A 19,394-nucleotide genomic window follows, 5' to 3' on the forward strand; every position below is an offset into this window, starting at 1 on the left:
GCATGCCCAGTGTCCGCCGCTATCTTGCGGTCGCGGGCGATCGCCCGTGTCCGGGGTGCCGCCCGTGCATCCCGCGTCTTCGCCGGCGCAGCCCGAACTCGCGCTGCCGTCAGGTCCATCCGCGTGATTGCCATCTCGCCAAGCCGCGTTCGGCTCGCGACAGCCGTGAGTAAGGCTCGTCGCCTTTTGGCGACCCCGTACGAGTCATCCGCAAATGCTGTTGCTATAAAAGCGCGTGAACGTCCGAGCCTTTTCTGGCTTGGCAACCATTCGGCGAATTGGAAAGCCTGCACTAAGCTACCTTACTCTATCCTCCTTGAGGCAATTTCTAGCGCGTGCCAGAGCGAAGCGCCAAACGAGCGCGCGCCAAGCACGGCGACATGGGTTTCGCTGCGGCGGATTACGAAACAGGTCATGTGATCAAGGACTGTACGCGTCGCGCGACCCGGACCGAAACCGGCAAGATCGATGTTGATTAGCTTCGCCAGCAATGCGTCGAGGGGGCCTGTGCCGGCCCGAGATAAAATTTCGACAGCCACCCACCCACCAGTTTGCTCGGTCACCGAACAACCGCGGGCAGCCTCTTTCAGATCTGCGGCAAAGTCCTCTTCGGCGCGGCCTTCGGCTTCAACCATCCACTGACCTGGTCCAGTCCAGAAAGCTGCCACTTCCTGATCTGCTACCCAGCGTCCCGGCCTCGGCAAATTCAAACCGAACGGTTGGGGTGCAACGGTTTTCCGGCGCAGCGCTAGAGAGGCAAGCGCCAAATCTAGGTTCTCACGAATCTCCAGCGCTGCAAACGATGCGTAACGAGGATTTTCGGCGCCCAGCGCCTTGAGCGGTCTCAGGTTAGCCACGCAGACGTACTCCTTCAGCATCAACGAAATGGGACGAAACGACGCGCAGGCGTGCGCTTTCCCCTTCGACCGGGTTCGCAGCCATGATCACCTCGCCCAACCGTTCATAGCCATTCTCGAGGAAAGCCAGCCCGATCATTGAGCCGACATGGGGCGAATAGCAGGCTGACGTGATCCAGCCCTGATCGGTATCGTGGTTCAATGCTGCTCCTTCGGCGAAGAGATGTGAGCCGACAACGATCTTGCTCCCAGGCTCGACGGGCTGAAGACCCATCAGTCGGCGCTTATTTCCCGCCAGCCCCTCGCGCCGAGACATGATCGCGCCGATTGCGTCTTTCTTCTGCGACACCATTTTGCCGAGTCCGAGCATTTCGGCAGTGGTTTGGCCGTTAAGCTGGGCTCCACCGACGTGACCCTTTTCCATCCCTAGGACAGATAGCGCTTCGACTCCAAAAGGTGTCACTTCCAGATCTTCACCCATCTCCATCAGCCGATTCATCAGTGCATGCCCGTAGCGGGCGGGAACCGCAAGCTCGTAGCCAAGTTCTCCCACGAATGAGACGCGGAAGAGCCGCGCCCGCAGACCGCCGCAAACCGTTAGTTCCGCGCAAGCCATAAAAGCAAACGCGTAGTTCGATAAGTCGAACCCGTCGACGACCCGCTCGAGCAGCGCACGCGATCTCGGACCTGCGACAGCAATTTGCGCCCAGGCCTCCGTCGTGGATATGAGCTGTACGTCAAGCTCGGGCCAGAGGCATTGCCTGGCGAAATCCATATTTCGGAAAACCAGGCCCGCATTGCCCGTCGTTGTGGTGACCACATAGTGGTCATCGGCGAGTCGCGCGCAGGTACCATCGTCATAGGGAAAGCCGTCCTCGCGCAGCATCAGCCCATAGCGAACGCGGCCGACCTTCAGCGTCGACATCATGTTGCTGTAAAGACGATCGAGAAACTGCCCCGCATCGGTGCCCTGCACGTCGATCTTTCCGAGCGTGGAGACGTCACACAAGCCAACGGCGCTACGCACGGCCTGCGCCTCGCGATCTACACTCTGGCGCCAGTGCGTTTCCCCCTTACGGCGAAAATAATCGGCTCGCCGCCAGGGGCTAGACTCGTCAAATACCGCGCCTTGGGCTTCGGCCCACCGATGGGTCGGCGTCAAGTGGGGAGGGTGGAAATGCGGCCCTATATCGCCGCCCCCCAGGACCGCCAGTGCCACGGGAGTATAGGGCGGGCGGAAGATTGTAGTTCCGGTTTCCCGGATTGTTTTTCCAGTGAGCTCCGCCATTACGGCGAGCCCGATCACATTGGCGGTCTTGCCCTGATCCGTCGCCATGCCCAAAGTCGTATAGCGTTTCAAATGCTCTACCGACCGCATGTTCTCGGCATGGGCGAGCTTGATGTCCTTCACCGTCACGTCGTTCTGGAAATCGACCCAGGCGCGTCTCCTACCCGGCACGTGAAAGACGGGTGCGATTTTATATGCATCCTCTTCCGGGGTCGGAAAATTAAGAGATTTCGCCGTGATCCCTATGTCTGCCAACGCACATCTCGCCGTTTCCGCACCCGAACGCAGCGCTTCCGCGGTCGAGAAGCGGCCCGCTGCAGCGCCCGCCGCCCGCAACCCAGAAGGCCCGTACTCGCCAGGCAGGAACGCCAGCAGCAGCTCATTCCAGGTCGGCTTACCCCGATGGTGCGAAGCCAGATGCACGTTCGGGTTCCAGCCGCCCGCGACCCCAAGGGCGCCGCAATCGATCCATTCGGACCTGCCCTTTGTTTGAAACTCAATCGAGGTTAGGCCAAGACGGCCGCGCGAGCCGGTCACAACCCCGCCGGCGATTAAACGGTAATCACCACGAGCCTTCGCCTCTGGGCGCGCGTCGATGACAGCGGCGATCTCGACGCCCTTGGCGGCGAGGTCGCAGGCGGTACGGTGACCGTTCTCGTTGTTGGTGAAGACGGCGACCCTTTCGGATGGGCACGCTGCCCAGCGATTCGCGTAAGCTCGCATCGCGCCGGCCAGCATGATGCCGGGACGGTCATTGTCCGCAAAAGCGACGGGTCGCTCTATCGCGCCTGCAGCCAAGATGGCACGTTTCGCCGTTATGCGCCAAAGTGTCTGGCGTACGCGGCCTCTTGGCTGCGCAAGATGATCCGAAACCCTTTCCACCGCACCATAGATGCCGTGGTCATAGACGCCGAAAACCGTGGTTCGGCTCATCACCCGAAGACGTGGCAGGCTCTCGAATTCTGACTCCAGCGCTGAAATCCAATCGAGGGGCGGGGCCTCGCCCAGTGTTTCCGTCTCGCATAACAGCCGCCCGCCCAGGCGGAAATCCTCCTCCGCCAGGATCACACGTGCGCCTGAGCGAGCGGCCGTCAGCGCCGCAGCAAGTCCGGCTGGCCCCCCGCCGATCACCAGCAAGTCGCAATGCAGGAAGCCCCTGTCATAGGCATCGGGATCGGCCTGCATTGAGATGCTGCCGAGTCCTGCCGCCCTACGGATGGCTGGCTCGTAGACTTTTTCCCAGAAACTTTTCGGCCACATAAAGGTCTTGTAGTAGAACCCGGCTGTGAACAGCGGTGAGAACAGGTCATTGATAGCCATTGCGTCGAAACCAAGCGAGGGCCAGCGATTCTGGCTTCGCGCCTCCAGTCCCTCGAACAGCTCGACCGTTGTCGCGCGTGTGTTAGGCTCCTGTCGCGGGCCGGTGCGCAGCTCGACCAAGGCATTTGGCTCCTCCGAACCGGCGGACAACACCCCGCGGGGACGATGATATTTGAAGCTGCGCCCAATCAGGCGAACGCCGTTGGCTAACAGCGCCGAGGCAAGCGTGTCGCCGGGATGCCCCTGGTAGCGTTTTCCGTCAAACTTGAAGTTCAGTGTTTGTGTACGGTCGATTAATCCGCCTGAGAGCCGCGTCATTTTACGCTCCTCTTGCGCGCAAGGGCCACGTCGTGGGCCAACTCGGCGCCGAGAATTTCGTGGGTGATCGTATTGCGCGTAACGACCAGCCAGGAGTGGTCGCCGTGCTCGTGGAACCACAATTCCCGGTGCGCGCCCGCTGGATTGTCGCGCAAGTATACATAGTCGCAAAAGGCGGCCTCGGCATCGGGTGCAGATGGGTCTGGACGGTCGATAAGCCGGGCGTCTCCGAGATAGGCAAATTCTCTTGCATCGCGCAAACCCAGAACTGGATGGGGAATGAGCATTTTGACCTCACTGTAGGTTCGGCTGCGCACCAGCGCCGCTTTCATCGATTAAGTATCCTCTTGCGAAGCGATCGAGTCGGTAAGCGCGCGCAGTCTCATGAGGCGTATCGGTCGCAAGAAGATGGGCGAAGGCGTGGCCGCTGGCGGGCGTCGCCTTGAAACCCCCAACGCACCAGCCCCCGTTAAAATAAAGGCCTTCGATGCCCGTGCGGTCGATGATTGGCGAGCCGTCCATCGACATGTCCATAACGCCGCCCCATTGCCGCAGGAGCCGCACCCGACCGATCATCGGCATCACGGCCATGGCGCCTTCGCAGACATCCTCCACCATCGGCAAGTTCCCACGCTGCGCATAGGAATTGTAGCCGTCGATTTCGCCACAGAAGACGAGGCCGCCCTTATCGGATTGGCTTATATAGAAGTGCCCCGCGCCGAACATGATAACACAAGGAATAATGGGCTTGAGACCTTCCGTGACGAACGCCTGCAGGACATGGCTCTCGATCGGAAGGCGCATCCCCGCCATCGCCATGACGCGGCTCGAGGAGCCCGCCACTGCCACGCCGACCTTGTTGGCACCGATGAAGCCACGCGAGGTCTCCACACCACGGATGTTGCCATCAACGATGCGAAAACCTGTCACCTCGCAATTCTGGATAAGGTCCACACCGTACAGATCGGCGCCACGAGCGTAGCCCCAAGCGACAGCGTCATGCCGTGCCGTCCCCGCGCGTGGCTGCATAAAGCCGCCATGGATCGGAAAGCGCGCATTGTCGTAGTTCAAGAAAGGAAGCATCGCCTTGAGATCCTCGCGGCTTAACAGGCGCGCGTCCGCACCGGCGAGCGCCATCGAATTGGCGCGGCGTCGATACGCATCTCGCTGCCAATCCGAGTGAAAGAGGTAAATGACGCCGCGCTGGGAGACCATCGAGTTGAAGTTCAGTTCCTGCTCCAGCCCCTCCCAGAGCTTCAGTGAAAACTCGTAGAACGGCCCGTTACCGGGCAGTAGGTAGTTCGAACGGATGACTGTCGTGTTTCGGCCAACATTCCCGGATCCCAACCAACCCTTTTCCAAAACGGCGATACGGGATTGCCGGAAGGTCTTGGCCAGGTAATAAGCCGTCGCGAGGCCGTGCCCGCCGCCGCCAACGATGACGTAATCGTAAAACGGCTGCGGATCAGGATTGCGCCATAAAGGTTTCCATCCAGAATGACCTTTGAGCGCTTCAGAAAGAACGCGAAAGCCTGAAAATCTCACAGCGGGATTCCTCGATAGCAACGTCAGAACTACAACTCCGTCACCCAAGACACGCAGTTTCGAGATGTCCGAATGTGGCAGAAAAGGTGTACCACTGCGAAAATGGCGGGGGTATCGCAAAAAATCTGAGGATCTGTTCGTGACGTGTCAAAAAAGGGCGTCGAATGACGAATTGCGCCACGCGGACCGCACTTGGCGCATTGAATGTTGCGATGGGTTAGGCGATCTCTTTTGGGCTACCTTGATGAGGATACCCTAAGGCTTTGTCATGACAGGCGAATAATGCCAGTCAAGCGCGGCAGTTTGCCGGCGATCGGTTCGAGCTATGATGTGGCTCTGGTGAAGATGCAGCGCTGCCCCGCAGGGCCACGGTGCGGCTCAAGCAGGACTAGGTGGTGCAGGTCAATAAGTGCGGTTCCAATGGGTTAAGTAACGGCAGAATCTCCGGTTAAGCCGCCGCTGTTGAATGACAATCAAGGCTCGGCATTGTCGCAAGCAATCGACCTCGACGGGGCCATGTGCTGATGGCTGTGTGACCTGGCCTGGTGGCTTTGGGGGGAATTACGTCTCAGTAAGCGAGCAGACCTTGGGGGGCGCGGAGTGCGCCAGACGGGCTACCGCACCCCTCGTCCCGCCCGAGGCATCATGCGGAGGATGCCTCGGGCGCTTTCGATCGAATATAGAGCCACCCAGTATTGGCGGACATTGACATCTCACCGTCGCGAGCCGCCGACATGTTCAGCAGCCTCTCAGGTTTTGCCGAGGCGATGCTCCGCCTTTACAGCGCGTACAAAGAGGAGCAATTCGCTGCTGCCGATCCGCGGAAGTCGCGATGGTCGGTTGCGTGGGTGCGAAGGTTCCTTGCCACATGACGCGACTGCGTTCTTGGCTTAGGAGGCTGAAAAAAGAGCGGAGATACCCGTTTTGAATTTGCTTTGTGCTTGATCTGATTCCGACACGTTCCGTAAACAAAACAGTTGTTCAACAGATGGGGTGATTGGGGTCTCGCCCGAGCCAAATTGAGGGCGGCTGCTCCTATCGAGATGTGAGAACGTGGTCGATGTAGATCGCCACAAACATCAGGAGGAGCAGCCATGAAGTATTTTGCCGGACTTGACGTGTCTTTGGAAGAGACCGCCATCTGCGTCGTCGACGAGAGCGGCCGGATTGTGAAGGAAGGGCGGGCGGCGAGTGAGCCGAGGGCGCTTTATGAGGTCTTGCGGAAAATCGATCTGCCGCTGGACCGCATCGGGCTCGAAGCCTGCTCGCTGGCGGCCTGGCTTTATGACGGTATTCGCGCCGAAGGATTGCCGGCCATTTGCATCGAGACCCGACTGGCCAATGCGGCGATGAAGACGATGCCGAACAAGACGGACCGGAATGATGCCCGCGCCTTGGCGCAGATCATGCGCACCGGCTGGTATCGACAGGTGCATGTGAAGAGCCAGCAGTGTCGGCGCTGGCGGTCCCTCCTCGTCGCACGACGCACGGTCCTCAATGAAATGCGATCCATCGAGAACGTGATCAGAGCGATTCTGCGGGAGGCCGGCATCAAGCTCGGCACGCCAAGTCGTGCAGCTTTCGCCGATCGCGTGCGCGAACTGATTGGCGCAGATACGGTCGTCATGGCGCTTGTCGAGCCGCTTCTGGCGATCGTGGCCACGATGCTCCGCGAGTTCGGGCGACTGACAAAGCAAGTCCTCAATATCGCCCGCAAGGAGCAAGTCTGCCGGCGACTCATGTCCGGGCCCGGTGTGGGACCCATCACCGCGCTCGCCTTTCGTGCCACGGTCGATCAGCCGGACCGCTTTCGCCGATCGAGCGATGTCGGAGCGCATCTGGGTCTGACCCCGGCACGCTATCAATCAGGCGAGACGGACATTCAGGGCAAGGTAAGCCGATGCGGTGACGAGCTCGCCCGCACGGCTCTCTATGAAGCGGCTCATTCGCTGCTTGTGCTCAGCAAGAAATGGTCGTGCCTCAGAGCGTGGGGTATGAACGTCGCCAAGCGGCGCGGTATGGCCCGAGCCCGAGTTGCTGTTGCCCGCAAGCTCGCTGTCATTCTGCATCGCATGTGGAGCGACGGGACAGAATTCCGCTTCGGCAAGGCACCCGGCCCCGTATCGGCATGAAATAGGGACAACAGACCAACGAAGGAGGAGTTGATTCCGCCCGAAAGGGCGTGATCCGGATCGTTCCCGCGGGGACGATGGGCAAGGCGATCTCGTTAGCAGGCACGATCCTGGGACGAACTCTCTCAAGGTCGTTCAACAGATTGAGACGCCTCGCCCTACTGACCCCATCATGCGGCGGCCTAACGTCGACCGCGAAGAGAAGCGAGTGACCCGCGGGGCGACATGGTCCGGAAAAAAATATCAGGAGGAGCTTGACCCCAAGGACCCCAATCAGAGAAGCCTGCTAGATCACCTCTCGCGTTGCGTCTGCCTTGCTTAACATCACCTCGCGATGCCTGTTCAGCTTGGCACCGCGAACAGTGGAGCGCCGGGTAATGCGGACAGGGCGGCTGTGACTAAAGGCTCCCCTCGGGTTGCGACCGATGTGATACCTGTCGGCGGAAGCGCAGTCAGTCGCTGCGACATCCTTAACTTCAAGTCCACCAGAGAACAAGATCTGGCCGGGCAAATCCGAAAAAGCTGTTTAGCAGCACGCGACGCTTTCCGTTGCCTGCTTGACCAGTGACCCCATGAACGAAACCGCCGTCAAGTAAGGCGATGTCCCCGGCCTTGAGCCGGATGTCGCGACAAGGCACATCCTTTAGATAGACTGCAGAATAGGGATAGCCCGTTGTCTCCACCCCCTGCGACTTTCGGTCGTCAACTGTCGGCTTGTGGCTCCAGAGCCGCAGATTGCCGCCTTCCTCGGACATGCTGGGGTAGAAGTTGAGCGCGGCGACGGTATTGTGCGCCACCGCAGATAGCTCGTAATCGTTCCCGGCACGTAGCACTTGAGCGACATCGTCGTGGGGGTCCAAGGAAAACGTGCCGCTGCCGGTCCAACTGAGAGCCCGACAAACGTTAGCCTGACCGTGTTCTGAGCGCGCCAGCCGCAATTCAATGCCTTGTTTGTGAAGCTCGCGCTTCAACGCGTCGAAGAGGGCTCGGACCGGATCAACTAAATTGCCAAAAAGAGCGTCAACGTGCGGCCGCGCAGTTTCTGCCTCCGCGAAATAGGTGGCTGCATCCTTCCTGTAGTGGGATGCGCCCACATATTGTCCGGGGACGCCATCTTTGCGCTCCCTGAGACCGGGACTGCCAAAAAACTTCGCGGTGATCTCCTCGGCTATTTCGGTGCTGAAAGCTTGGCTGATATGCAGAGCCGTGATCTCACCTTTTAGGACCGAGATGATCTCCGCAGTGCTGATCGAGCCGGTTCGTTCCTCGATCGTAAGAGGCGAGATGGCCGGCGTTTGACGTGCTTGGTTAGTCGCCATTTGTTTTCTCCTGTAGTGCCTGATCGAGGATGGCAATTCCGTGATCAAGTTCGTCATCTGAGATGGTTATCGGCGGAAGGACTTTAATGACGTCGCGATTTGGCCCCGACGATTCGATCAGCAGGCCGTTTTCGAACGCGACATCGTGCACACGGCCAACAACGGCCTGTGATCGGCACTTGAGGCCGGCCATCAGACCACGGCCGCGCTTTTGTTCGATGCACTTAGGGAATTTCGCAACGAGGCGATCAAGGTGTTCTTGCAGTTTGACGGCCGTCCCCTCAACGGCTTTAGTAAACTGCCTATCGGACCACATTTTGCACATGGCCGCGGAAGTCACAAAGGCGAGATTATTGCCTCTAAAGGTCCCGCTATGTTCTCCCGGTTTCCATATGTCCATCTCGGGGCGAATCAGAACTATGGACAACGGATTACCTGAACCGCTTAGGGACTTCGAAAGACACACGATGTCGGGCTCGACTTTCGCGAACTCGAATGAGAAGAAATCGCCCGTTCGTCCCGAACCTGCCTGAATGTCGTCGACGATGAAAACGACGTCGTGCTTACGGCAAATGCGCTGAATTTCTGCAAGCCATGGTGCGGATGCGGTGTTCATGCCGCCTTCTGCCTGGATGGGCTCCAGGATGATTGCGGCCGGCTTTTCTATGCCGCTGCCCGGGTCGCCCAACACGTGATCAATGTAACTCGCGGAATCGAAAGTTTGGTTCGGATAGTTCTCGTAAGGGACACGGATCACGTCGTGGCGAGCAACGCCGCCAAGCTGTCTGGTTGACGCTGAACCCGATACAGCCAAGGAGCCGAGTGACATGCCATGGTACGAATTTGTGAAGGCCATAACACTCGAGCGGCCGGTATATTTTCGCGCCAGCGCCAACGCCGCTTCGTTAGCGTTTGTCCCGGTTGGCCCAGGAAACTGTATCTTGTAAGAAAGGCCCCGGGGCTTCAGGATCGAATTGACGAACACTTCGATGAAATCACGCTTTGCAGTTGTGTACATATCAAGCGACAAGACGATATTTTGGTTGGCGAGATATTGAATTGCCGGCGCCATAATATCTTGATTGTTATGACCGTAATTGAGCGCACCTGACCCAACAATGAAATCAATATAAGGTTTTCCGGACTCGTCCCAGATTGTCGCCCCAAGAGACTTTGTAAAGACTGTTGGGAAGGATCGTCCATAGCGACGAACGTTAGACTCGTAAGCTTCAAAAATGTCGATATCCATTAAAGGGCCTCTCTGTATGCGGCTTGCGATTCAACGCTGCAGGTTCTATGTTCACGCATTCCAAACCAATTATTTCGACGATCAGCTACGGCAAATCTCTGCCTTAAAGCGAACGTATCATGGTCAGCGACTTGAGTTCGCAAAGAGTCTGTAAACTTGTTTGACGAATCTGTTGCAACGCATTGGATAGCGATAGCGTGACAGTCAGTACCCGCCTTGCGGCAGCGCTAATCGGCGGCGTTGTTGGCGGGGGCACTGACCACCGGTTTTTCCAAGCATGACTGCAACCACGATGCTTGGGTATTTCCCTATGTCGGCCGTGACGGGATCCTTGCCGACGAGTAGCTGTGACAGATAGCGATTTCTCTCCTTCGATGTGACGGCGAGACCGGTGGCCGCTCGAGTTTCGTTTTGGACGCGGACGAGCCAGACCGCGGTTTGCGATAGAACTGGAACTGTCCGCGGCCTCTAATCGCGGCCGTGGCCGCCGTGGCGGTGATTGCGCTGTTGCCTGGGCGGCGTGTTGGCCCACCTCCTGGCTTCACGGCATATTGAACGCCTCAGTCGGCCCTCGCGAGATGGCGGCCGCACTACAGTCCATGGACCGAGCACGCGAGTGGTGTTCGGCACCCACGAGCCGACGCAGAATCGACTGCGCCCTCGAGGAAGCGCGATCGATGCGGCTATCGACCACCCGGTGTTCGCCACCGCACTGCGTGGTCACGATGGCGCGGCTTTTGGAGCGCAGCACGACTTAAGAGTTCCCACCCTTACACTGGTCAACATTCATGTGATCGAAAACGCTGGCTCAGGCGACGCCACTGGCGATGTGTCCGATGCCGCTTTTTGAACGCAAGGTTCACTCTGTCCGACATCCGACAATTGTTAGATGTCAGACAGGGCGCAAAATCAGCTAACCCGTTGTTTAATTGAATTTTCCTCTCTGGCACGTTCTGTGCAGCGTAGCTTGCGAAGCATCAGCAAGAAACTTGCGAAGCATCAGCAAGAAAATAGTCCCATGATCACACTTACTGAAAACGCCGTCGCTGCCATCAAGACCGCGCTTTCCCGCGCCGACGAACCGGCGGAAGGCTTTCGCATCATGGTCGAGGCGGGCGGCTGCGCCGGCCTCAAATACCTGTTGGGTCTGGAAAGCGTCTCGCGCGAGGGCGATGCCATCATGGAGACGGACGGGTTCAAGGTGTTCGTCGACGCAAACTCCCAGCCCCATCTCGCCGGCATGACCGTTGACTTCGTCACGGACCTGGAGTCCTCGGGCTTTGTCTTCGACAATCCCAATGCGCGGGACAAATGCGCCTGCGGCAAGTCCTTCGGCTAGCCGCCATCACGACAAGGATCGGCGCCGTGCGGGATAATACCGACAACGTCTACCTCTTCAACGACAAGCTCTATCTCATCAACCCGCACAATGTCGGCGCTTTGGACACCCCCAATGCGGCCGGCGAGGTCGGCGCCGTCGCCTGCGGCGACGGGCTTAAATTGATAATGGGTTTCGACCCCAAGACCGAGACGATTACTGCCGCAACGTTCCAGACCTTCGGCCGCGGCTCGGCCATAACCGCTTCCTCGACATTTACCGAATTCATCGTCGGCAAGACCATCGATGAAGCCCTTCAGATCACCGATCAGGACATGGCGGATTTTCTCGGCGCCCTGCCGCCGCACACGACCTACTCATCGCTCGACCGCCTCATCCTGGAGCGCGGCTTGCGGCTGATGAGCGAGTTCTTCCGTGCTGTGAGGCAGGCTTTCGAGGAGACACCAGGATTCTCACGCCTCGTCGTCGTCAAGGCATCATCGCCATGACCGGCGTGATAGCGGCGTTTTTCGAGGTGATAGGTTTCAAGGAGGGAGAGGCCCTTCCCCGCAGCCTCCGCCCGCTGAAACCTAATTCTGCGTGGAGTTCGGGTGAGTGGGTTTTCGGCAATCAGCCTCGATGGTGGAACGAACTGCAAAACCTGCAGTGGGACATTTCCCACCGATTGCCGCGTCTCCTAAGCCAGCAGAGATGCTCCCTTGCTCACTCGAAGGCCGCTTAAGCCATGCCATATGCGGTCAAAGAAATTTTCTACACCCTTCAAGGTGAAGGACGAAATGCCGGGCGGGCTGCCGTATTTTGTCGTTTCGCCGGCTGTAACCTTTGGTCGGGACGTGAAGGCGACCGGGCAAGAGCATTCTGCGAATTCTGCGACACGGATTTCGTTGGGGTAGATGGCCCCGGTGGCGGACATTTTGCCACCGCACAAGAGTTTGCGTTGGCGGTCGAACAAGCCTGGCGCGGGTCGGGAACTAGGCAGCGTCTTGTCGTGCTCACCGGAGGGGAACCCCTCCTCCAGATCGATGAAGAACTCCTGGAAGCTCTGCATTCCTTGGCGTTTGAAATTGCCGTGGAGACCAACGGTACCATTCCCACACTCGCCGGCATCGACTGGCTGTGCGTCAGTCCGAAATGCAATGCACGCCTCGTGGTCATGGCAGGGGACGAGCTAAAGCTTGTATATCCTCGGATTGGCGCGGAGCCCGAACATTTCGAAGTTCTCGCGTTTGAGCACCTTCTGCTTCAGCCGATGGATGGGCCCGAACGCGAGGCGAATACGGCCGCCGCAGTGGCCTATTGTCTTGCCAACCCACGTTGGCGCTTGAGCCTTCAAACCCACAAGTTTCTCGGGATCCCATGAAAATTACGCAAGCTTTCACCTTCGAGGCAGCGCACTGTCTTCCGCGCGTGCCAGAGACCCACCGCTGTCACCGCATGCATGGCCACTCATACCGTGTGGAACTGCGTCTGGAAGGGCCCGTCGATCCAGACACGGGCTTTGTCATCGACTTCTTCGATGTCGGGGCTGTGTTCGGACCGCTTCTGCAACGTCTCGACCATCAGCATCTGAATGAGGTTGAGGGTCTCGACAATCCGACAGCGGAAAACATTGCGGTCTGGATCTGGAACCAAACCAAGCCGCTTCTTGGCCAAATGTGCTCGGTAACGGTCTATGAGACGCCGCTGTGCTGGGCTGAATACGAGGGTTGACCCGATGCAACGAGATCCGGGAACCGCACTCGTCCTTTTCTCCGGCGGCCAGGATTCGACAACCTGCCTGGCTTGGGCGCTCGAGAACTTCGAGCGCGTCGAGACAATCGGCTTCGACTATGGGCAGCGGCACCGGATCGAGCTCGATGTGCGGCCCTACCTGCTCGGGCGCATTCGAACAGACTTTCCGGCCTGGCGTGGGCGACTAGGCGAGGACCACATGATCGACATGGCCGTGCTCGGTCAAATCAGTGATACCGCGCTCACGCGCGACGTCGAGGTCGCACTGAACGCGAACGGTCTAACAAATACCTTCGTGCCTGGCCGCAACCTTCTGTTCCTCGGCTTTGCGGCCGCGATAGCTTACCGGATGGGCGCGAAACACCTCGTGATCGGCGTGTCCGAGACGGATCGTTTCAGCTACCCGGATTGTCGGGATGACGCAGTCAAAGCGATGCAACTTGCCCTTAACCTTGGAATGGAGACGCATCTCGTCATTCACACACCCCTCATGCGGCGCGACAAGGCGCAGACCTGGGCGCTGGCGGGTTGGCTGGGCGGCGAGGTGCTGGTGAAGCTCATCTGCGAGGGAAGCCACACCTGCTATAGCGGAGACCGCGAACATAGACATAGCTGGGGTTTCGGTTGCGGGACCTGCATCGAGTGTAATCTTCGCGCAGCGGGATGGGAGCAATTCCGGTGCTGCAAAGAGGCACCCGTGGCCGCCCATGAAATGACGTGAGCGCCCCAGGTCCGGGCCGACGGTGGCAATCTGTTCCATAGATCGTTTCCTTCTCTTTGTGGTGTTCAGCACGACCAGGGTGGGTGCCTTCGATGCCGTTTCGAAGGGCTGTTCCATAGGATTGAAAAGGCGGCTGCCGTCACGAACGATACGCGTGACCGCATCAAGCGCCGGGGCAAAGCCATCCCAATGAATTAGAATGGCGAAAGTGTTGTCGAGGTCCAGAAAGCACTGTCCGTTGACGTCAGCCAGATTGGCGCCTTCGCGTTGCAGCGCGCCGCGTGGCTTCGGATCGCACAGCCGCAGCGCGCGTGGTGCCATCGGGAAAAATGGCGGCCGCGGGCGAACAATCGTGCCGATTGGCGTCAGGCGGCGCGAAGCTTTGTGCAATATGTCAGACCTCTCCTTGGGCCTACTCCGCCTTCGTCGCTGACTAGATGGCGTTTGCACTTGGTAGACGTCATTCACGAAATGAGAGGCGGCTGATGAACAGGCCAACGATCGCCGATCTGGCGAAAGCCGCGGGCGTAAGTGTTTCCACGGTCAATAGGCTCTTGCACGGAACTGGCACACTGCGACCGCAGACGGCCGACCTCATTTTGAGCGCAGCGCAGCAGATCGGCTTCCGCAGTTCGGGGCCGCTGCACGAACGCAGGCGGGACAATCTCCCGCATCGGCACTTGAGCTTTCTCATGCAGCAATCGCACCGGCCGCTCTGCCGGATCTGGGCCGAGGCGCTTCTAGGTGCCTGCGCGCGACGCACAGATGCGGTTATTGAGCCAGACGTGCTCTTCGAGGACGACCCTTCCCCCGAAGCGGTTGCTGCCAATCTGCTGAAGATAGGCGGAAGCGCCGACGCAATCGCGGTAATCTCGGCCGATCACCCGCTCGTCGGCCAGGCGATTGATGAGTTGCGCCTCAAAGGCGTTCCAGTGATCGCCTACGTCACTGACCTGTCCGCCGCCAGCCGGGCCGGCTTTGTGGGAACCGACAACTGGAAGGCCGGCCGCACCGCAGCATGGTTTATCAGCCAGACGTCCGGTCGGCCCGGCAAGATCTTTCCTCTCATCGGCAGCAACCGTTATCAGTTCCAAGACATCTCGGATGCGAGCTTTCGCTCCTACATGCGCGAGCACGCGCCCAAGTTCCACGTCAGCGAAACCCTGCTGACCCATGAGGCGCCGAAGAACGCCTATGCAATCGTTCGCAGGCTGATAGCGGAGGAGCCGGAGCTCCGGGGCATCTTCGTTAATGGCGGCGGCATTTCCGGCGTTCTGCGTGCTATGCGCGAGCTCGCTGCGGAGCAGCAGTGCAAAATCCGGGTCGTCTGCCGCGACATCGGGCCCGAGGCACGCAAGGGATTGAGCGAAGGCCTGATTACTGCTTCCTTGTGCCATCCCGTCGACAGGATGCCTGAAGAACTCATCAATGTGATGCTGCGCATGATCGAACGCACGGACACACGGTTAATCGAACAGCGGATTGTTCCGTTCGAGATCCTCACGCCAGAGAGCATTTGGACTTAAGAATCGGAAGAACCATCGTCGTCCGGATAAGGTCGTCCGTGCCGCTGCGAAGCGAACCGCTTCGTGGGTTAAACTGGGGCGCAAAGGGCAGCTCGGCACTCATGATCCTCGTTGCAACCGAAATTGGCCAGGAGGACGAGGAGATGGAAATCTCCGAGGAAGCCGATCTTGTCGAGAGCTGGACCCCACGCTCGCGCCAATGATTAGGCTGCTTCGGCCGTCCGTGCCGATTTGCGCGGCTTGTGGCGCACCACAACGTCCACCTTATAAGCGCGCGTCGATCGAGGCAGCGCACCGGGCGATCTATAGAGAACTTGCCTGTTCGCCCATGACTACGGCGGATATGTCGAGCTGTTTCATAACAAGCAATTGAGCTGATTTGGCTTGAGTGAGGCGCCGACGCATAATGATGGCGCGGATCTCACGGGCGAGCTTGGCTTTCCGCAATTCCTCTTCGGAATTATCAAAGCCAAAATCCGCAAACACGTTGCCGCTGGTCATTCGGCCGGTGATTCTTCGTCATAACTTTGTTCCTTCCCATAGTTTTCGCGATCGTGCGTCTCGGCCGCCTTCAATCGCGCCTAACGAGATCGATTTCGCACTTGGGCGTGTCCCTGCCTTTCTTCTGGAAGCAAGGATGTAGATCACGCCAGCGAAGCGACGGCATGGACGGCGCGATAAGTATCCCTGTCTAAGTCGTCGACCCCCGCAAGGATGCGGCCGCCAAATCCCTTGAGGGCTTTGACCGCCAGATGCTGTTCGCCATTTGGGCATCGTTGATTGCAACACCCATCACGCTGCAGATATCGACCAATCTGACTCCGCTCAGCCACTGAAAAGAAAGATTCGGGTCAAACAGCCGTTTTCGCCAAGTGATCATATTTCCTATGAACGCATTTTGGACTGCACGGACCGTTCCAGCTCGGCGCAAAACCCTCCCAGATATTCGTCAATCGCGCTCTGCAAATGCACCCAGTAGAGCACTTTGGCGGTGCTACATCGATAATGAGCCCAGTTTTGCTTTTTTTGAGAAGATGTCCCTCTTGCTTGGCCGCAGCCAATATCCCGGTAAAAATTGGCGGCAGCGCATCGCGTTTAGCGCTCGCCGGGCGGAGCTGGTCCGGGTTGCGAAGCCCGGCGAGCGCGGATCGTCTTGGGCGATGTGTTGATCAGGCGCGGTTCTTGGAGCGCCAGGATTCATGTCCGGTTTCGATGATCTCGCAATCATGCGTGAGAGGATCGAGCAGTGCGGTCAGTTGTTCCGTCGAAGTAGCCGCGCCCGCTGACGCGGATGAGCGCCCGGGCGATGGCAATGGCCAGATGCCGCTTCCCGTTCCGGGCCACCAATCAACACGCCATTGGACAAATGCCATCAAGGGCATCTCACCGCCGGTCGGCGGCGAACAAGAAGGAGAGGAAGACATGGAACGCAGGCTTGATGACGTGATCGCAGCCCTCCCTGAGTAGCGTCGGGAGCGTGTCGATGCACGTTTCGAAGAGCTAAGGACGGAGGTCGAGTGCCTCGGCGGTCTGCGCCGTGCGGCTGGGAAGGCCCAGGCGGAGATTGCCTTGCCCCTCAAGATCAACCAGCCCTCTGTCTCGAAGATCGAGCAACAGGCCAATACGTATCTGTCGACACTTTAGAGCTACGTAGAGGCGATCGGGGGACAACTCGACCTCATCGTCGCCTCGCCGCGCGCGCCCCTCCGTATAGAGCGGCTCTGCGACGTCGTAGCCCAACCCCCTCCGCACGTAGTGCTGAAAGAGCGCCAGGTGGATGAACCCGCCCGAAGGCAACGCGCCGGCTGAACGCGCCGTTTCGGTCAAAATTGCCGAAGGGACGACAGTCTCGTCGACGCTCGCAATAGGTATGAGCAAGGCCTCGTTAAACCGGATACCGACTGCCCGCGGTCACGTCGCGGGGGACGCCTCTTCCCCTCCCCCATGCTGGCCCAGCTCACCGCCGCGCTGGGGGTGTCCGGCGATGTGCTCGCCGACGACGACCCCGCTCGAGCACGCTTGGTCACAGCTTCCATACCTGCTCAAGTAGATACCACGCGCCTGCGGATATCTTCGGTGGCTTACAATTTATAAAATTTACGGCGATTATCGCCGCACCGCAAAATGACAAAAAAGTCAAACGGACACGTCTTCTCCCTTCTTATGCGGCTTCAGGACACATTGAGCACAGGCAAATGCTGCCAAGCATGCCAGCACCACGACCCCACGTCGTGGCGGCAGTTAACAACTGCCCGCTGAAGTTTGCCAACGGGCCTTCGGTCAAACCTGGCGGAGCGCTGTTACGGCAGGCACAGCACGTGGAGAGCTGTCGAGCATCAGCCATTGCGAAAGGTGTAGCCATAACCGTTGATGGCCGGCGCGCCGCCGAGATGCGCGTAGAGTATCCTCGAGCCCTCAGGAAAAAAGCCTTTTTGAACGAGGTCAATCATCCCTTGCATCGATTTGCCCTCATAGACGGGATCGGTAATCATACCCTCGAGCCGCGCACACAGACGGATCGCCTCCTTGGTTTCCTCGGATGGAATGCCGTACCGCGGGTGCGCGTAGTCCTCCAGCAACACCACGTCATCCTCGGCAAGTTCCGATCCGAGCTCGACGAGGGTCGCTGTATGTCGGGCAATGCTAAGCACCTGCGCCTTGGTCTTGGCCGGGGTAGCAGAGGCATCGATACCGATCACGTTGCGCTGCCGACCGTCCTTGGCAAATCCGACGAGCATGCCGGCGTGCGTTGAACCGGTGACCGTGCAAACGACCATGTAGTCGAAGGCAAACCCGAGCTGTTCCTCCTGGGCGCGCACTTCCTCCGCGAACCCCACATAGCCGAGGCCTCCATTCGGGTGAACAGACGCCCCGGCCGGTATCGCATAGGGCCTGCCGCCCCTTGCCTTGACCTCATAGAGCGCTTTTTCCCAGCTGCGGCGGATACCGATGTCAAAGCCATCGTCGACCAGACGCACCTCTGCGCCCAAGATGCGGCTCAAGAGAATGTTGCCGGCCCGGTCGTAGACGACATCCTCATGTGGAACCCAGCTCTCCTGGACCAGGAGACATTTCATGCCGATCTTGGCGGCAACGGCGGCGACCATCCGCGTGTGGTTGGACTGCACGCCGCCGATGGTGACAAGGGTATCGGCATCTGACGCGATCGCGTCAGGGATGATGTATTCGAGCTTGCGCAGCTTGTTGCCGCCGAACGCCAGACCGGAGTTGCAGTCCTCGCGTTTGGCGTAGATCTCCACGTTGCCGCCCAGATGCTTGCCGAGCCGGTCGAGCTTCTCGATGGGTGTGGGTCCAAAGGTGAGCGGGTAACGCTCGAATTTTTCCAGCATATTCTCTCCGGCGATGATCATTCAGCTGAAATAGCCACGCAAAACTCGTTCCATAAGCGCTGCTTGGATTGGTCGGCCGCGCTCTCCGACCACCCATCAGAGCTTTGGGGATTTCCAGCGCTCTCCTTGCGATTGAGACGAAGCGATCCACATGTCGCCATGCTGCGATGAGGCGACCATCGCCTAGGAAACCTAGGACGACACGCGGTCGACATCTGCGTTTTTGCCAGCTTTGCAAGTGCAGCCAGACTGCCAAACCAACAGACTTCGATAAAAACGCAGTGGCTCTTGTTTGCGATTGGACCGGCAGGAACTGCACGGTTGCCGAGCCGGATTCCGCGAGGCGATTTTTGTGGCGCTCAACGCGTCACAGAGGTTTCAGCTGCTCGATCGAAGTGCTCGTCTACCTGATCGAAACGGGTGCCAATGCCCTCGAAAGGCTGGGCTCGCCGCGGCCGTAAGTCGTCGGATTGTAGTTGACGAGCGTGTGGGTCCTAGCGGTATCCAGCAACTGATTAGTAATCTGTGTCGGTGTTGCTGACGTGAACTTGCTGCTCTTCTGAACGCGAGTCGTCTGAAAGGCATGCCCGGCAGAGACGGAGCTCCCTGCCGGGCCGGGTTCGCCTTGGGAGGTGGCGTAAGCTAGCGACTTTCGTGGCGGTGGAACCACTCAATCCGTGCGTTTTGCGCAATAACGAG

The 19,394-nt window shown here is 58.9% G+C and carries 17 protein-coding genes; 9 read left to right on the plus strand and 8 right to left on the minus strand.

Features of this window, described 5'->3' with window-relative positions:
• Positions 1-302: 302 nt before the first annotated feature.
• From EB235_RS33155 to EB235_RS33170, 4 genes are read right to left on the minus strand one after another with little or no spacing between them, the layout of a single operon-like run.
• Positions 303-857, minus strand: a complete 555-nt coding sequence (locus tag EB235_RS33155) for a sarcosine oxidase subunit gamma (protein ID WP_027033242.1) — start codon at positions 855-857, stop codon at positions 303-305.
• Positions 850-3,783 (minus strand): sarcosine oxidase subunit alpha family protein, encoded by a 2,934-nt coding sequence (locus tag EB235_RS33160; protein ID WP_027033241.1) that lies wholly within the window; start codon positions 3,781-3,783, stop codon positions 850-852. The genes EB235_RS33155 and EB235_RS33160 overlap by 8 nt, the downstream gene beginning before the upstream one ends.
• Entirely contained in the window at positions 3,780-4,070 is a 291-nt protein-coding gene (locus tag EB235_RS33165) for a sarcosine oxidase subunit delta (RefSeq protein WP_027033240.1), read from the minus strand. Before EB235_RS33165 ends, EB235_RS33160 begins: the two co-directional genes overlap by 4 nt.
• 7 nt (positions 4,071-4,077) lie before the next feature.
• Complete coding sequence (locus EB235_RS33170; RefSeq protein ID WP_027033239.1) at positions 4,078-5,328, minus strand: sarcosine oxidase subunit beta family protein; 1,251 nt, start codon at positions 5,326-5,328, stop codon at positions 4,078-4,080.
• 1,094 nt (positions 5,329-6,422) lie between these two features.
• On the opposite strand from EB235_RS33170, the gene EB235_RS33175 reads away from it, so the two are divergent.
• On the plus strand, positions 6,423-7,460 hold the full coding sequence (locus EB235_RS33175) for an IS110 family transposase (protein ID WP_027033238.1): 1,038 nt from the start codon (positions 6,423-6,425) through the stop codon (positions 7,458-7,460).
• A 476-nt stretch (positions 7,461-7,936) separates the two neighbouring features.
• Here the strand turns inward: EB235_RS33175 and EB235_RS33180 are convergent, their stop codons facing one another.
• A complete protein-coding gene (locus EB235_RS33180; protein WP_027033237.1) occupies positions 7,937-8,779 on the minus strand; it encodes a hypothetical protein in 843 nt (280 codons plus the stop codon).
• Positions 8,769-10,028: a diaminobutyrate--2-oxoglutarate transaminase gene (gene ectB / locus EB235_RS33185; protein ID WP_027033236.1), complete on the minus strand. Its 1,260-nt coding sequence runs from the start codon at positions 10,026-10,028 to the stop codon at positions 8,769-8,771. Before ectB ends, EB235_RS33180 begins: the two co-directional genes overlap by 11 nt.
• 616 nt (positions 10,029-10,644) lie before the next feature.
• Between ectB and EB235_RS33190 the strand changes: the two genes are divergently transcribed.
• From EB235_RS33190 to EB235_RS33220, 7 genes are all read left to right on the plus strand, one after another.
• A complete protein-coding gene (locus EB235_RS33190; protein WP_152536176.1) occupies positions 10,645-10,878 on the plus strand; it encodes a hypothetical protein in 234 nt (77 codons plus the stop codon).
• Between the two features lie 168 nt (positions 10,879-11,046).
• On the plus strand, positions 11,047-11,367 hold the full coding sequence (locus EB235_RS33195; RefSeq protein WP_027033235.1) for an iron-sulfur cluster assembly accessory protein: 321 nt from the start codon (positions 11,047-11,049) through the stop codon (positions 11,365-11,367).
• 26 nt (positions 11,368-11,393) lie between these two features.
• Positions 11,394-11,855 carry an iron-sulfur cluster assembly scaffold protein gene (locus EB235_RS33200; protein WP_027033234.1) on the plus strand — a complete coding sequence of 154 codons (462 nt, stop codon included), beginning with the start codon at positions 11,394-11,396 and terminating at the stop codon, positions 11,853-11,855.
• 236 nt (positions 11,856-12,091) lie between these two features.
• The gene (gene queE / locus EB235_RS33205) at positions 12,092-12,727 is read left to right on the plus strand and encodes a 7-carboxy-7-deazaguanine synthase (RefSeq protein ID WP_027033232.1); all 636 of its coding nucleotides are present in this window, start codon (positions 12,092-12,094) and stop codon (positions 12,725-12,727) included.
• Positions 12,724-13,077 (plus strand): 6-carboxytetrahydropterin synthase QueD, encoded by a 354-nt coding sequence (queD, locus tag EB235_RS33210; protein ID WP_027033231.1) that lies wholly within the window; start codon positions 12,724-12,726, stop codon positions 13,075-13,077. The genes queE and queD overlap by 4 nt, the downstream gene beginning before the upstream one ends.
• A 4-nt stretch (positions 13,078-13,081) precedes the next feature.
• Positions 13,082-13,819: a 7-cyano-7-deazaguanine synthase QueC gene (gene queC, locus EB235_RS33215; RefSeq protein WP_027033230.1), complete on the plus strand. Its 738-nt coding sequence runs from the start codon at positions 13,082-13,084 to the stop codon at positions 13,817-13,819.
• A 485-nt stretch (positions 13,820-14,304) separates the two neighbouring features.
• A complete protein-coding gene (locus EB235_RS33220; protein ID WP_027033229.1) occupies positions 14,305-15,345 on the plus strand; it encodes a LacI family DNA-binding transcriptional regulator in 1,041 nt (346 codons plus the stop codon).
• 303 nt (positions 15,346-15,648) lie between these two features.
• On the opposite strand, the gene EB235_RS33225 is transcribed toward EB235_RS33220, so the two are convergent.
• Positions 15,649-15,846, minus strand: a complete 198-nt coding sequence (locus tag EB235_RS33225) for an XRE family transcriptional regulator (RefSeq protein WP_027033227.1) — start codon at positions 15,844-15,846, stop codon at positions 15,649-15,651.
• Positions 15,847-16,392: 546 nt separating this feature from the next.
• Between EB235_RS33225 and EB235_RS35340 the strand changes: the two genes are divergently transcribed.
• Positions 16,393-16,812, plus strand: a complete 420-nt coding sequence (locus EB235_RS35340; RefSeq protein WP_167334839.1) for a hypothetical protein — start codon at positions 16,393-16,395, stop codon at positions 16,810-16,812.
• Between the two features lie 869 nt (positions 16,813-17,681).
• Here the strand turns inward: EB235_RS35340 and EB235_RS33235 are convergent.
• On the minus strand, positions 17,682-18,695 hold the full coding sequence (locus EB235_RS33235; protein ID WP_027033225.1) for a 1-aminocyclopropane-1-carboxylate deaminase: 1,014 nt from the start codon (positions 18,693-18,695) through the stop codon (positions 17,682-17,684).
• Between the last annotated feature and the right edge of the window lie 699 nt (positions 18,696-19,394).

Origin of the sequence: Mesorhizobium loti R88b, from assembly GCF_013170845.1 — a bacterium.
GTDB classification, from domain to species: Bacteria; Pseudomonadota; Alphaproteobacteria; order Rhizobiales; family Rhizobiaceae; genus Mesorhizobium; species Mesorhizobium loti_B.